This is a genomic window from Pseudomonas sp. P5_152 (assembly GCF_033989915.1).
Taxonomy (GTDB): domain Bacteria; phylum Pseudomonadota; class Gammaproteobacteria; order Pseudomonadales; family Pseudomonadaceae; genus Aquipseudomonas.
The window spans coordinates 296,509-311,079 of the sequence record NZ_JASFAH010000002.1; the positions used below are offsets into that span (position 1 = coordinate 296,509).

Annotated in this window: 9 protein-coding genes; all 9 read left to right on the forward strand. The window is 63.6% G+C overall.

Annotated elements, in window-relative coordinates; genetic code table 11:
• The first annotated feature begins 503 nt into the window (after nucleotides 1-503).
• The 9 genes from glgA to QMK50_RS01300 all read left to right on the forward strand — a co-directional run bounded on the left by glgA (nucleotide 504) and on the right by QMK50_RS01300 (nucleotide 14,557).
• Nucleotides 504-2,072, forward strand: a complete 1,569-nt coding sequence (glgA, locus tag QMK50_RS01260) for a glycogen synthase GlgA (protein WP_320332280.1) — start codon at nucleotides 504-506, stop codon at nucleotides 2,070-2,072.
• Between the two features lie 13 nt (nucleotides 2,073-2,085).
• On the forward strand, nucleotides 2,086-3,891 hold the full coding sequence (gene treZ, locus QMK50_RS01265) for a malto-oligosyltrehalose trehalohydrolase (protein ID WP_320332281.1): 1,806 nt from the start codon (nucleotides 2,086-2,088) through the stop codon (nucleotides 3,889-3,891).
• On the forward strand, nucleotides 3,888-5,969 hold the full coding sequence (gene malQ, locus QMK50_RS01270; protein ID WP_095170498.1) for a 4-alpha-glucanotransferase: 2,082 nt from the start codon (nucleotides 3,888-3,890) through the stop codon (nucleotides 5,967-5,969). The genes treZ and malQ overlap by 4 nt, the downstream gene beginning before the upstream one ends.
• On the forward strand, nucleotides 5,966-8,737 hold the full coding sequence (locus QMK50_RS01275) for a malto-oligosyltrehalose synthase (RefSeq protein ID WP_320332282.1): 2,772 nt from the start codon (nucleotides 5,966-5,968) through the stop codon (nucleotides 8,735-8,737). The genes malQ and QMK50_RS01275 overlap by 4 nt, the downstream gene beginning before the upstream one ends.
• Before the next feature lie 21 nt (nucleotides 8,738-8,758).
• Nucleotides 8,759-9,031, forward strand: a complete 273-nt coding sequence (locus QMK50_RS01280; RefSeq protein ID WP_095170502.1) for a DUF2934 domain-containing protein — start codon at nucleotides 8,759-8,761, stop codon at nucleotides 9,029-9,031.
• Nucleotides 9,032-9,151: 120 nt separating this feature from the next.
• The gene (gene glgX, locus QMK50_RS01285) at nucleotides 9,152-11,314 is read left to right on the forward strand and encodes a glycogen debranching protein GlgX (protein ID WP_320332283.1); all 2,163 of its coding nucleotides are present in this window, start codon (nucleotides 9,152-9,154) and stop codon (nucleotides 11,312-11,314) included.
• Nucleotides 11,315-11,517: 203 nt separating this feature from the next.
• Nucleotides 11,518-12,276 carry a PIG-L family deacetylase gene (locus QMK50_RS01290; protein WP_320332284.1) on the forward strand — a complete coding sequence of 253 codons (759 nt, stop codon included), beginning with the start codon at nucleotides 11,518-11,520 and terminating at the stop codon, nucleotides 12,274-12,276.
• Between the two features lie 101 nt (nucleotides 12,277-12,377).
• Nucleotides 12,378-13,178, forward strand: a complete 801-nt coding sequence (locus QMK50_RS01295; protein ID WP_095170507.1) for an endonuclease/exonuclease/phosphatase family protein — start codon at nucleotides 12,378-12,380, stop codon at nucleotides 13,176-13,178.
• A 314-nt stretch (nucleotides 13,179-13,492) separates the two neighbouring features.
• On the forward strand, nucleotides 13,493-14,557 hold the full coding sequence (locus QMK50_RS01300) for an autotransporter outer membrane beta-barrel domain-containing protein (protein WP_320332285.1): 1,065 nt from the start codon (nucleotides 13,493-13,495) through the stop codon (nucleotides 14,555-14,557).
• The last annotated feature ends 14 nt before the right edge of the window (nucleotides 14,558-14,571 follow it).

Sequence of the window (14,571 nt, forward strand, 5' to 3'; positions counted from 1 at the left end):
TCTTCAACGATGACGGGTATTTCCCAGGCCAACCCCCTCCAAGTCGCGCACTTATTTGGTGCAGCCACCTGCAACCCTCCGCTCCACAGGCACCCATCCCCTGCCTCTTTTTAACCGACCACCACTGAAAACCTGCCCTTCGTCGGTGCAATTGTCACAATTTTCCAGTTGTCTTCTCCTGATCCAAACCGATTGTCGAACAATCCGAAAACCCGCCTACCCCGCTCTAGGTTCTGGCCTAGACTGGATTTCGCGGGGCCAGACCGTCGGGTCATATAACGGAGAAAAACTCGAAACTTTCCGCTATAGCGACGGGTCAGGTGATTAGAGGGGTCACGGCCGCTGGTGCAATCCTTGCAATGTTCACAACAGCCTTGGGAGCTTCAACGCATCGGGCCGCGCTTGCGCCACGACGCGTGGCGCATTTGCGCCTGGCCACAGGAAACGGCCGCTTGATGCACGGGTGAGATGCCTAAAGCAGATCAATAAAACGGGAGAAACACATGAACAGTGCCGCTTTAGAAATCCAGGGAGAACGTACTCAGCAGGCCATCGGCGAGGCGACATCGATGGCGATCCTGGCCCCCGGTGCAAAGACGGTACTGCCCACTCCACGTCAGAATCCGAACAAAAAGAAAGTCCTGTTCGTGACGTCGGAAATCGCTGACCTGGTGAAGACCGGCGGCCTGGGTGACGTCTCTGCCGCACTGCCTCGGGCCATGGCCCACCTGCACGACGTCCGGGTGCTGATCCCGGGTTACCCGCAAGTCATGCACAGCGATAACCCGATCCACATCATTGGCGAACTCGGCGGCCACGCGGCCCTGCCACCGTGCAAGATCGGACGCATGGACATGCCCGACGGGCTGGTGATCTACGTCTTGATCTGCCCCGAACTGTACGAGCGCGAAGGTTCGCCCTACGGTGCCAACAATGGCCGTGACTGGCCCGACAACCATATCCGATTTGCCCGCCTGGGCCTGGCTGCCGCCGACATCGCCGCCAACCTGGCGCAAATCCACTGGTGCCCGGACCTGGTGCACGCCCATGACTGGCCCGCCGGCCTGGCCCCGGCCTACATGCACTGGCGTGGGCAGCGCACCCCGACCCTGTTTACCATCCACAACCTGGCCTACCAGGGTGTGGTCAGCCTGGCCTCCTGCCCGGAGCTGGGAATTCCCGAACACGCCCTGCAGCAAGAAGGCATGGAGTTCTACGGCAAACTGTCCTTTCTCAAGGCCGGTATGGCTTATTCCAGCCACATCACCACGGTCAGCGCGACCTACGCCCAGGAAATCACCACCCCGGCGTTTGGCTGCGGCCTCGATGGTTTTCTGGCCAGCAAGACCCAACAGGGCCTGCTCAGTGGCATCCCCAACGGCATCGATGAAAGCTGGGACGCAGCCACCGACCCGCACCTGTCCTGCCCCTTCACCATCGGTGACTGGGACGGCAAGGCCGCCAATGCCGCCCAGGTCCGCGACTTGTTCGGCCTGCAGGACAGCGAGGGCCCGCTGTTTGCCGTGGTCTCGCGCCTGGTCTACCAGAAAGGCCTGGACCTGACCGAAGGAGTGGCCGAGTACATCGTCAAATCCGGCGGGCAGATCGCAATCATCGGCCGTGGTGAACCAGAGGAAGAACAAGCCATGCGCAACCTGGCCCTGCGCTTCCCAGGGCAGATCGGCGTGCGCATCGGCTTCAATGAAACCGATGCGCGGCGCATGTTCGCCGGCAGTGACTTCCTGCTGATGCCCTCGCGCTACGAGCCCTGCGGCCTGAGCCAGATGTACGCCCAGCGTTTTGGCTCCTTGCCGGTCGCGCGTAATACCGGGGGCCTGGCCGACACCATCGAAAATGGCGTCACCGGTTTTCTGTTCGACGAGTCCACCGTGCCCAGCTACGAAGAGGCGCTGAGCCGGGCCTTCAAGGTCTTTGCCTTTCCTGCCCTGCTCAATGCCATGCGCTGCCGGGCCATGGCCGCACCCTTCAACTGGTGCAAGGCCGTCGAACCCTACGCTGAACTCTACGAACAACTGGTGGCCAAGGCGCTGGGGAAATCGGTCAAGTTATAAGAGGGAACTGTGCATGCCGTTACGGACTATGGAAACCTGGCCCCACGGCGCTGTCATGCTGGATGCGCAACACACCCGGTTTGCGCTGTGGGCACCCGATGCATTTTATGTGAGTGTCGAGTTGGACGAGGGGCCGTCGCTGCCCATGCTGCCCCAGGCCGATGGCTGGTTTGTCCTCAAGACCCCCTGCCCGGCCGGAACCCGCTACCGCTTTAACATCGATGGTGAACACGACGTTCCCGACCCCGCCTCCCGCGCCCAGGAGACGGGGCCGGAGTCGGCCAGCATCGTGGTCGACCCGCTCGCCTACCGCTGGCAACACTCGTCCTGGCAGGGCCGGCCCTGGCACGAGGCGGTGATCTACGAGCTACACGTCGGCCTGCTCGGCGGGTTCGCCGCAGTCCAGCAGCAGTTGCCGCGCCTGGTGGACCTGGGCATCACGGCAATCGAGTTGATGCCTCTGGCGCAGTTTCCCGGCGAGCGCAACTGGGGTTATGACGGCGTGCTGCCCTACGCCCCGCAATCGTCCTATGGCTCGCCCGAAGCGCTCAAGCAACTGATCGACTGCGCCCACGGCCTGGGCCTGGCGGTGATCATAGACGTGGTCTACAACCATTTCGGGCCAGACGGCAATTACCTGCACCATTACGCCAAGAGCTTCTTTCGCGAAGACCGGCACACGCCGTGGGGCGCCGCCATTGATTTCCGGCGCCGCGAAGTGCGTGATTTCTTTATCGACAACGCCTTGATGTGGTTACTCGAGTACCGCTTCGATGGCCTACGCCTGGACGCCGTGCACGCCATCGACGACCCGGACTTTCTCCAGGATCTGGCAAACCGGGTCCATCAGCAGATCGATCCGGCACGGCATGTGTGGCTCACCGTGGAAAACGAGCACAACCAGGCCAGCTTGCTGGAGCAGCGGTTCGACGCCCAGTGGAACGACGACGGGCACAATGCCCTGCATGTCCTGCTGACCGGGGAAACCGATGCCTACTACGCCGACTTCGCCCACAACCCCACCGAGCAACTGGCCCGCTGCCTGAGCCAGGGGTTTGTCTACCAGGGCCACACCAACCGCCATGGCCAGACCCGTGGAGAGCCTAGCGGTCACCTGCCCCCCAGCGCGTTTGTGCTGTTCCTGCAGAACCATGACCAGATCGGCAATCGCGCCTTTGGCGAACGCCTGCACCAGTTGTGCCCGCCCCAAGCCCTGCACGCTGCCACGGTGCTGTTGTTATTGTCGCCGATGATTCCCCTGCTGTTCATGGGCGACGAAGTGGCCGCCGATCAACCCTTCCTGTTTTTTACCAGCCATCACGGCGACCTCGCGCAACTGGTGCGCGAAGGCCGGCGCAATGAGTTCGCCTGCTTCAAAGCCTTTGCCGACCCCCACAGTCGCGAGCGCATACCCGACCCCAATGCCCCACAGACCTTCGAAGACTCGCGGCCCAACCTCATCCCCGGGGACTACGGCATACGCCACAGCACCCAGGCCCTGTACCGGCAGTTGCTGCTGATTCGCCACCGCGAAATCATCCCACGCCTGCCCGGCGCCCACGCCCTGGGTGTTTCGGTGCTCGGCGAAGGGGCGATCAGCGCGCGTTGGCAACTGGGGGACGGCAGCATGCTGCACATTGAGTTGAACCTCAGCGCCAACGCTGTTGCCCATATACCGCAAGCCCAGGCCCAACTGCTGTTCGAGTACCCGCCACAGGCGTGCACCCGATTACAGCAAGGTACCCTGGCTCCCTATTGCGCGCTGGTCAGCCTGACGGCAGCGGCATCCATGCTACCCCCCGCAGGAGAGCGCCAATGAGCGATGCGCAACTGGAAATTCTCGCCAGCCGGGCCGGCCTGGCCGTGGATTGGATCGACGCCAATGGGCGTGCGCAAAAAGTTGCCCCGGCAGTCCTGCGCGCGGTCCTCAACGGCCTCGGCCACCCGGCCGGCAGCGCCCAGGAAATCGACGCCAGCCTGTTGCAGGTACAGCAGAGCCAGGCGCGCAGCCAGTTGCCACCGCTGTTGACCGTGGATGTCGGTGCCGGGCTTGACCTGGCGCGCTACTTCGAACCGCACACGCCCTGCGAGATTCATCTGGAAGACGGCGCCATCCTCAATCTGAAACTCGACGACGAGGCGCGGTTGCCGGGGCTGATCCCGGTGGGTTACCAGGAAGTCAGCATCGCCGGTCGCTACTTCACCCTGGCCGTGGCGCCCCTGCACTGCCACAGCGTCGCCTCGGCCGTGGACAGCGACACTCCGCGCGCCTGGGGCCTGAGCGTGCAGCTGTACGCCTTGCGCCGCCCGGGCGACGGCGGTTTTGGTGACACCTTGGCCCTTGAAGAGCTGGCCCGGGTTGCCGGTGAACGCGGCGCCGAAGCACTGGCGATCAGCCCGATGCACGCAATGTTCAGCTGCGACACCCAGCGTTTCAGTCCCTACTCACCGTCCAGCCGGCTGTTCCTCAATAGCCTGTACGCCGCTCCCGGCGAGATCCTTGGCGAACGCGCCCTGCGCATGGCCATCGACGCCACGGAGTTGGCCGACGAACTCGCCCAGCTGGAAAACCAGCCCTTGGTGGACTGGCCCGCTGCCGCCCAGGCCAAACAGAAACTCTACCAGGCCCTGTATGAAGGGTTTACCCGCGGCGATCACCCGTTGCACGCCGACTTCAGCAGCTTTCGCCACAGCGGTGGCGAAGCCCTGGAAAACCACTGCCGTTTCGAAGCCCTGCAAGAAGCCTGCGCTGCCCGTGGCGAAAGCCTGGACTGGCGCCACTGGCCCGAACCCTGGCGCAATCCGCGCAGCCCGGAGCTGGCCGCGTTTGCCGAGCAGCATGCCGCACGCATCGGTTTCTACGCGTTTTGCCAATGGCTGATCGCCCGCTGCCTGCAGCGTGCGCAAAACGTCGCTCGCAGTAGCGGCATGGGCATCGGCCTGATTGCTGACCTGGCGGTCGGAGCGGACGGCGGGGGCAGCCAGGCCTGGAGTCGCCAGGACGAACTGCTGGCTTCGCTCACCGTCGGCGCGCCCCCAGACATTCTCAATCGCGCCGGCCAGGGCTGGGGCATCTCCGCGTTTTCACCCGAAGGCCTGGTGCGCAACGGTTTTCGCGCCTTCATCGAAATGCTCCGGGCCAACTTTGCCCACGCCGGCGGTTTGCGCATCGACCACGTGATGGGCCTGCAACGGCTGTGGGTCATCCCCCTCGGCGCGCCGCCCTGTGACGGCGCCTACTTGTATTACCCGGTAGACGACCTGCTGCGCCTGCTGACGCTGGAGTCGCACCGGCACCAGGCGATCGTCCTCGGCGAAGACCTCGGCACCGTGCCCGATGGCCTGCGCGACAAACTCATCGCCCGCTCGATTCTGGGCATGCGCGTATTGCTGTTCGAACAGGATCACAGCACACGCTTTCGGCCGATTCTCGACTGGCCCGATAACGCGCTGGCCACCACCAGCACCCACGACCTGCCCACGCTCAACGGCTGGTGGCACGGCCGTGATATCGAATGGAACGCTCGCCTGGGGCTTGTGACCAGCGACGACGAAAGCCATTGGCGCGCCCACCGCCAGCGCGAGCGTGACAGCCTGCGCAGCGCCCTGAGCCAGGACCCGCAGAACTTTCGCGAAGAGCAGCACGAGACCGACCAGGTGCTCGATGCCAGCGTGCGTTTTCTCGGGCATACCCGGGCGCCACTGGTGTTGCTGCCGCTGGAAGATGCCCTGGGCCTGGACGAACAGGCCAATCTGCCGGGCACCGTCGACACCCACCCAAACTGGCGCCGGCGCTTGCCTGGCGAGAGCAGACAACTGCTGGACGATGCCGACGCCGCGCGACGCCTGGAAATGCTCGCCTGCGCACGCCTGCAAGCCAGCGAGCGTGATCGATGAGCAGTCTGCGGGCCACCGTCAGGCTGCAGTTTCATCAAGGTTTCACCCTGGATGATGCGGTGCCGCTGGTGCCCTATTTCGCTCGCCTTGGCATCAGTCACCTGTATGCCTCGCCGCTGCTCAGTGCCCGCAACGGTTCGATGCACGGCTATGATGTGGTCGACCCCACCCAGGTCAACCCGCAACTGGGTGGTGAGGCGGCGCTGCGGCGCCTGGTCAAGGCCCTGCGCGCCCACGGCATGGGCCTGATTCTCGACGTCGTGTCCAATCACATGGCCGTCGGTGGCGCCGATAATCCCTGGTGGCTGGATCTGCTGGAGTGGGGGCGACTCAGCCCCTATGGCGAATTCTTCGATATCCAGTGGCACTCGCCCGACCCGCTGCTCGAAGGTCAGCTGCTCCTGCCATTCCTGGGCTGCGACTATGGCAGCGCCTTGCAGGACGGCAGCCTGGCGCTGCGTTTTGACTCGGCGCGGGGGCGGTTTTATGCCGAGCACTACGAGCACCATTTCCCGATCTGTCCCAGTGACTATGCAGCATTGCTGATGCCGGACGAGCATCTGGACGCCGAACAGCGCGCCGCACTGAAAACCCTCGCCGAGGGTTTTACCCGCCTGCATGACCAGACCGCCGCCCATACGCTCGCCGGCCCCTTGCAACAGGCCTTGGCGCAGTTGGCCAGGGAGCCCGCGCTGGCCCGTTGCATCGAACACAACCTGGCCCTGCATGACGCTCGCCAGCCCGAGGGCTTCACCCGCCTGCACAACCTGCTGGAGCGCCAGAGTTATCGCCTGGCCAGTTGGCGCACGGCGGCGGACGACATCAATTGGCGGCGCTTCTTCGACGTCAATGAACTGGGCGGCCTGCGGGTCGAACGCCCGGCCGTGTTCGAAGCCACCCACGGCAAGATCTTCGAGTTGCTTGCCGCAGGCCTGGTGGACGGCTTGCGCATCGACCACATCGACGGACTCGCCGACCCGCGGGGCTACTGCCGCAAACTGCGGCGCAGGGTCGACGCCCTGGTCCCGTCTCGGCACATCCCGATCTACGTGGAAAAAATCCTCGGTCCCGGGGAAACCTTGCGTCGCGACTGGCGTGTCGATGGCACCACCGGCTATGAATTCATGAACCAACTGTCGTTGCTGCAGCACGACCCGCAAGGTGCGTTGGCCCTGGGCGAGCTGTGGGTACGCCATAGCGAACGTCCGTCGGCCTTCATCGAAGAAGCGCGCCTGTCCCGCCAGCAGATTCTCAACGGCTCGCTGGCCGGCGATTTTGAGAGTGTCGCCCAGGCCCTGTTGCAAGTGGCCCGCGATGATGTGATGAGCCGCGACCTGACCCTCGGCGCGATCCGCAGGGCACTGCAGGAACTGATCGTGCATTTCCCGGTTTACCGCACCTACATCAGCCCGCGCGGACGCTCCGTCGAGGACCAGGTTTTTTTCCAGCAAGCCATGGACGGTGCCCGCCAGACCCTGGGCGAAGCCGACTGGCCGGTGCTCGACAGCATCGCCCTGTGGCTGGGCGGCCAGCCTTGGCGCGAGCGTCCGGTGGGGCGCCAACGCAAGATCCTCAAGCACGCCTGTGTGCGGTTCCAGCAACTGACGTCACCGGCGGCGGCCAAGGCCGTAGAAGACACCGCGCTGTATCGTTCGGGCGTGCTGTTGTCACGCAACGATGTCGGTTTTGATACCGAGCGCTTCAGTGCGCCCTTGGACGATTTCCATGCCGCCTGCATCCAGCGTCTTGCGACCTTCCCGGACAATCTGCTGGCCAGCGCCACCCACGACCACAAGCGCGGTGAAGACAGCCGAGCGCGGTTGGCCGTGCTCAGCGAACGCAGCACCTGGTATGCGCAACAAGTCGACACCTGGCGCACCGAGGCCACGAGTCTACGGGACGACAGCCAGGCGCCGGCAGCCGGTGACGAACTGATCCTCTACCAGGCGCTGCTCGGCAGTTGGCCGCTGGGCTTGCGTTGCGACGACCTGCCGGCCCTGTCTCATTACTGTGAACGCCTGTGGCAGTGGCAACAAAAAGCCCTGCGCGAAGCCAAGCTGCACAGCAGTTGGAGTGCCGCCAACGACGCTTACGAGCAGAGCGCCCGCACGTTTACCGAGCGCCTGCTGCTCGCCCCAGAGGGCCTGGCGTTGCGCAGCCGTATCGCCGACGCCGTAGCGGTGATCGCCTGCGGCGGTGCCCTCAACGGATTGGCGCAAACCTTGCTGCGCATGACAGTGCCGGGGATTCCAGACCTGTACCAGGGCAATGAGTTCTGGGATTTCAGCCTGGTGGACCCGGACAACCGGCGGCCGGTGGATTTCCAGGCACGGATCCAGGCACTGGAGCGCCAGCAGAATCCGTCCCGGTTACTCGACACCTGGCAGGACGGGCGCATCAAGCAGGCCTTGATCACCCGCACCCTGGCAGTGCGCGCCGCGCATGCCGAACTGTTCCGCGCCGGGCGCTACCTGCCCTTGACGGTGCAAGGCAGCCAAGCGCAGCGCGTGCTGGCGTTTGCCCGCGAGCACCAGGGCCAGTGGGTGATCGTGCTGGTGCCGGTGCGGGTTGCCGCGCTGCTGGAAAGCAGTGCCACCCCGCTGGTGCCTGCCCTGCAGTGGGGCGATACCCGAGTCACCCTACCGTTCACCCCTCGCGAGGGAAAACTGAAGGGACTTTTTTCCACAGTGGAAGTCACACACCACACAGAGCTGCTGATCAGCGCCGCGCTGGGGGACTTCCCGGTCAATCTGTTTATCCAGACTTGAGTTCAACTCAGGAGCATTGCGATGAGTACCGATGACAAACGCGTTCGTGAATTTGCCTATCAGATCTGGGAGTCCGAGGGTAAACCCGAAGGACAGGAAGCCCGCCATTGGGAGATGGCCCGCAAGCTGGCGGAAGCCGAAGCCCTGGCCCCGGCCAAGCCGGTAAAGGCGACAAAAGCCAAGGCCGCACCCGCGACGAAGGCCAAGGCTGGTGCCGCCCAGGTCGTCACCCCACCAGGGGAAAAAAGCGCCGCCACGAAAAAGCCCCGCGCCCCACGCAAACCGGCCAGTTGACCCACAACCGCCCCGCGGCCCGTGCCAACTGCCGACCTGTGCAAACGACCCGTAGCAGCTGCTACGACGTCCACGTCGACAACCTCAGGCCGATGCCGGTAATGCGCTACAGGAGTTTTTATGACCACGCCCGATAACACCGCAACACAAGCCCAAGGCGCGCAAGCCTCGCGGATCCGTGAAGGCCTGCCCTTCCCGCTGGGTGCGACCTGGGATGGTCTGGGGGTCAACTTCGCGATCTTCTCGGCAAACGCGGCCAAGGTCGAGCTGTGCATTTTCGACGATGCCGGGGAAGTCGAACTGGAACGCATCGAACTGCCCGAGTACACCGATGAGATCTTTCACGGTTACCTGCCCGATGCCCATCCGGGGCTGATCTATGGCTATCGCGTGTATGGCCCGTACGACCCGCAGAACGGTCATCGCTTCAACCATCACAAACTGTTGATCGACCCCTACGCCAAGCAACTGGTTGGCGAGCTGAAATGGTCCGAAGCGCTGTTTGGCTACACCATCGGCCACCCGGACGCCGACCTCAGTTTCGACGAACGCGACAGTGCGCCATTCGTGCCCAAGTGCAAGGTGATCGACCCGGCGCACACCTGGGGCCACGACCACCGGGTCAGTGTGCCCTGGGACAAAACGATCATTTATGAGACTCACGTGCGCGGCATCAGCATGCGCCACCCAGCGGTTCCGGAGGCGGTGCGCGGCACCTTCGCCGGACTGATGGTCGATGACCTGTTGGACCATATCCGCAAGCTCGGGGTGTCGTCGGTGGAACTGCTGCCGATCCATGCCTTCGTCAACGACCAGCACCTGCTGCATAAAGGCATGACCAACTACTGGGGCTATAACAGCATTGCCTTTTTTGCTCCCGACCCACGCTACCTGGCCAGCGGCAAGATCGCCGAGTTCAAGGAGATGGTCGCGCACCTGCACGAAGCCAATCTGGAGGTGATTCTCGACGTGGTCTACAACCACACCGCAGAAGGTAACGAACAGGGACCGACCCTGTCCATGCGCGGCATCGACAACGCCTCCTACTACCGCCTGATGCCGGACGACAAACGTTTCTACATCAACGATTCAGGGACCGGCAACACCCTCGACCTGAGCCACCCTTGCGTGCTGCAGATGGTCACCGACTCCCTGCGCTACTGGGCCACGGAGATGCACGTCGACGGTTTCCGCTTCGACCTGGCAACCATCCTCGGCCGTTACCACGATGGTTTCGACGAGCGCCACAGCTTCCTCGTGGCATGCCGCCAGGACCCGGTGCTGCGCCAGGTCAAGCTGATCGCCGAACCCTGGGACTGCGGCCCCGGGGGTTACCAGGTCGGTGGCTTCCCACCAGGCTGGGTGGAATGGAACGATCGTTTTCGCGACACCGTCCGTGCGTTCTGGAAAGGTGACGACGGCCAATTGGCCGACTTCGCCGGACGCATGACCGCCTCCGGCGAAATGTTCAACCAGCGTGGGCGCCGGCCGTACGCCTCGGTGAACTTCATCACCGCCCACGACGGTTTCACCCTTAACGACCTGGTGTCCTACAACGACAAACACAACGAGGCCAACGACGAAGACAACCAGGACGGCAGCAACAACAACCTGTCATGGAACCATGGCGTCGAAGGCCCGAGCGACGATCCCGAGATCAACGAGCTGCGCCAACGGCAGATGCGCAATTTCTTCGCCACCCTGTTGTTGGCCCAGGGCACACCGATGCTGGTGGCCGGCGACGAATTCGCCCGGACCCAGCACGGCAACAACAACGCCTACTGCCAGGACAGCGAGATCGGCTGGATCAACTGGGACCTGAGTGAAGACGGCAAGGCCTTGCTCAAGTTCGTCAAGCGCCTGATCAAACTGCGCCTGGCCTACCCAATCCTGCGCCGCGGGCGATTCCTGGTGGGCAGCTACAACGAAGATATCGGGGTCAAGGACGTCACCTGGCTAGCCCCGGATGGCAGCGAGATGAGCACCGAACAGTGGGAAGACGGGCATGGCCGCTGCCTGGGCATGTTGCTCGACGGTCGCGCCCAGGAAACCGGAATCCGCCGCAAGGGCGCCGATGCGACCTTGCTGCTGGTGGTCAACGCGCACCATGACATCGTCAATTTCTGCCTGCCGGCGGTGCCGGACGGTGGCTTCTGGACCTGCATGATCGACACCAACGAACCCTCGATCCGCGGCCAGGAGCGCTTCGAATTCGAGCACCAGTATTCAGTCACCGGCCGCTCGCTGCTGCTGTTCGAATTGCAGCATCAAGATGAGGACTGAGCGGGTCCCCCAGGCCAATCACAAAAAACGTCTGGGGGACCGCCCGACGCAGGCGAAACCCGGAACCATGGGCAATACTTTGCCCGCTGCCCTTGAGTATCTGCCACACGGTGCCCCGCGAACTTCGGCGGCCCAGGACACTCAGCCTGTCGGTCAGGCGTCTGGAGACGACCGACAGCTCACCCGTACAAGGACGTATCAATATGAAAAGTACCTCGATCCTCGACGGCCACCTGCCCGCGCAAATCTGGAACGGCGCCCGCCAACTGGACAACCTGCCGGTCATCAACACTCAGTCGATCATCCCGGCCGGCGCCCGAGCCGTGGTGATCGCACCCCACCCTGGCGATGAAGTGGTGACCTGCGGCGGCCTGCTGCAATTGTTCGCCAGCCTGGGGCATCCCCTGCAACTGATCTCCGTCACCGACGGCAGCGCCAGCTACCCGGGTTCGCAACTGTGGCCGGAGAAACGCCTGAGCGTGTTTCGCCCCCAGGAAAGTGTCGATGCCCTGCGCAGGCTTGGGCTGCCCATGCACAGCCTGAAGTGGATTCGTGGCGGTTTCGCCGACACGGCACTGGCCGAGCGCGAGACGCAGTTGGCACATTTCATTGCCCGCTACCTGCGCCCTGAGGATGTGCTGTTCAGCACCTGGCGCGAAGACGGCGACGTCGACCATGACACCGTCGGGCGCGCCAGTGCCAAGGCCGCCCAGATGGTCGGTGCCCGCCTGTGCGAACTGCCTTTCTGGGCCTGGCATTGGCCGGTGCGCGACCAAGGGCAGATCCCCTGGCACCGCGCACACAAGGTGCGCCTGGACAGCTGGACGATCGCGCGCAAGCGCCATGCCATCCACGCCTATGCCAGCCAACTGGATGGCGACCCGCAAATGGGCATCGCACCGCTGTTGCCCAAGGTGGTCCTGGAGCGTTTGCGCCAACCCTATGAGATTGTTTTTGTGTAAGGCCGCCCCGCGCAGATGTCGACGATCGGCGGCGAAACACTGAACTGCCGGCCGCAACATCAGTCGCATGGATAACCCGTCGCGACTTTCCAGGAGTGCATGTGAACCCCGACCCAGAACGTCAACCCGGCTCCGTCCCCCCGCAGGACGCACCCCAGGCCGTACATCGGCTCAGGGTGCTGACCGTCAACACCCACAAAGGTTTTACCGCCCTCAACCGGCGTTTCATCCTGCCCGAATTGCGCGAGGCCGTGCGCAGTACATCGGCCGACCTGGTGTTTCTCCAGGAGGTATTGGGCGAGCATGATCGCCACGCCTCGCGCCACAGTAACTGGCCGTCGATGTCACAGTACGAGTTTCTCGCCGACAGCATGTGGAGCGACTTCGCCTACGGGCGCAATGCGGTGTACCCCGACGGCCACCACGGCAACGCGCTGCTGTCCAAGTACCCAATTCGCCACCACCGCAATCTGGACGTATCGATCACCGGCCCCGAACGCCGGGGTTTGCTGCACTGCGTGCTGGATGTACCGGGCCATGCCGAGGTCCACGCTATCTGCGTGCACCTGAGCCTGCTGGAAAGCCATCGTCAACTGCAACTGGCGCTGCTCTGCCAGTTGATCGAGTCGCTGCCCGAAGACGCTCCGGTGATCATCGCCGGCGACTTCAATGACTGGCAGTTGCAGGGCAACCTGACCCTCGCTCGACGCGATGACTTGCATGAGGCCTTCGAACGCCATCACGGCCGCCCGGCCAAAACCTATCCGGCACGTTTCCCGCTGTTGCGCCTGGACCGCGTATACCTGCGCAACGCCAGCAGCCACGCCCCAAGAATTCTCGGCAACAAACCCTGGAGCCATCTTTCCGACCACTTGCCGCTAGCGGTCGAGGTGCATCTGTGATCCGGCGAAAAGCGTAACGCAGAGCCGTCCGCGGATGATTTTCCGGTGAAACAACAGCTTAGAGACTCGTCAATTTTCAGGCAGTTACGACGCCTAAATTAGCCATACCGCTCATCGTTCAATTTCTTGACGCAGGGCTCTGGGTCTTCTTAGCTAATCCTTACTACCCCCGGAAGTAACTCCTGGGGCAGGCCGCAAGCTCCCGTTCCAGCGGGCCGCCAAGGCTTGCCCCAACGAAATCGGTCGCCCCTCATTCGGGGTAGGAGAGACGCCAAGACCAGATATGGCATGCGTATGCAGCAAGGTAGACCTCCATGAACACCTCCCTTATCCAGCACGAGATAACCGTTACCCTGTACACCCTGTCGACTTCGCTGCTGCTGTGTACGTCCATGGAGGTTGTGGCATCGTCTGCCGAAGAGGAGGCGATCCCCTGGTTTCGCGAGGACGTACCGACCTTCGCCTTCCCTGCCCCGCCCATCCCTGAGCCCGGCCAGTTCATGCGCCAGCCCGGGCTCGACAACCATCTGTTGAGCGTCGAACAGGCCGCCCCTTCGGCATGGCAACAGGTCTACGGCCACGCCGCCACCCAGGCCGAGCAGGATGTCCTCAACTCACAGTTCTCCACGATAGGTACGGCGCTAGCCAAGGGGCCGGCACTGGTGACCGTGCACGGCAATGGCGGCAGCACCCAACGGGTGGGCCTGCTGGGAGGGAGCAACCAGATCCAGGGGAACAGCAATGGCATGCTGGTCGGTCCGGCCCTGGGCAACCTCGGCACCGACAGCCTGAACGTCCAGGGCGACAGTCTCGGTGCGTACTGGAGCTTGACCGGTGCCAATGGCTGGCACGTCGACTTGAGTGCCAGTGGCGGCCGGGTCAGCGGTTTCAGCCGTAACGCCCAGGGCGAACGCCAAGCCACCGAAGGCAGCGCGGTGACCCTGTCGGTGGAAGGGGGCTTTCCCATCGGCATCAGCAAGAACTGGGTGATCGAACCCCAGGCGCAGTTGATCAACCAGCGCATCTCCCTGGACACGCCCTACGCCAACGGCAACGCCCAAGCCAATGAACTGAACAGCTGGAGTGGCCGTGTCGGGGCGCGCTTGAAAGGGAGCTACGACATCAATGGCCTGCCGGTCGAACCCTATGTACGCACTAACCTGTGGCACCGGATCAACACCAGCGACACGGTGACCCTGGACCAGGTCGACAAGATCAGCAGCAGCCGCTACTCCTCCACCGTCGAACTGGGCCTGGGCCTCGTCGCCAGGGTCAGCCCCAGCGTCAGCCTCTACGTCAGTGCCGACTACAGCAGCGACGTCGACGACAACGACCTCAACGGCCTGATCGGCAGCCTTGGCGTGCGGATGCGTTGGTGAGTTGCCCGCGATAG

Bases quoted from the DNA above. Each gene is read 5' to 3' on its own strand.
- glgA (WP_320332280.1), top strand. From the start codon at position 504: ATGAACAGTGCCGCTTTAGAAATCCAGGGAGAACGTACTCAGCAGGCC.
- treZ (WP_320332281.1), top strand. From the start codon at position 2,086: ATGCCGTTACGGACTATGGAAACCTGGCCCCACGGCGCTGTCATGCTG.
- malQ (WP_095170498.1), top strand. From the start codon at position 3,888: ATGAGCGATGCGCAACTGGAAATTCTCGCCAGCCGGGCCGGCCTGGCC.
- QMK50_RS01275 (WP_320332282.1), top strand. From the start codon at position 5,966: ATGAGCAGTCTGCGGGCCACCGTCAGGCTGCAGTTTCATCAAGGTTTC.
- QMK50_RS01280 (WP_095170502.1), top strand. From the start codon at position 8,759: ATGAGTACCGATGACAAACGCGTTCGTGAATTTGCCTATCAGATCTGG.
- glgX (WP_320332283.1), top strand. From the start codon at position 9,152: ATGACCACGCCCGATAACACCGCAACACAAGCCCAAGGCGCGCAAGCC.
- QMK50_RS01290 (WP_320332284.1), top strand. From the start codon at position 11,518: ATGAAAAGTACCTCGATCCTCGACGGCCACCTGCCCGCGCAAATCTGG.
- QMK50_RS01300 (WP_320332285.1), top strand. From the start codon at position 13,493: ATGAACACCTCCCTTATCCAGCACGAGATAACCGTTACCCTGTACACC.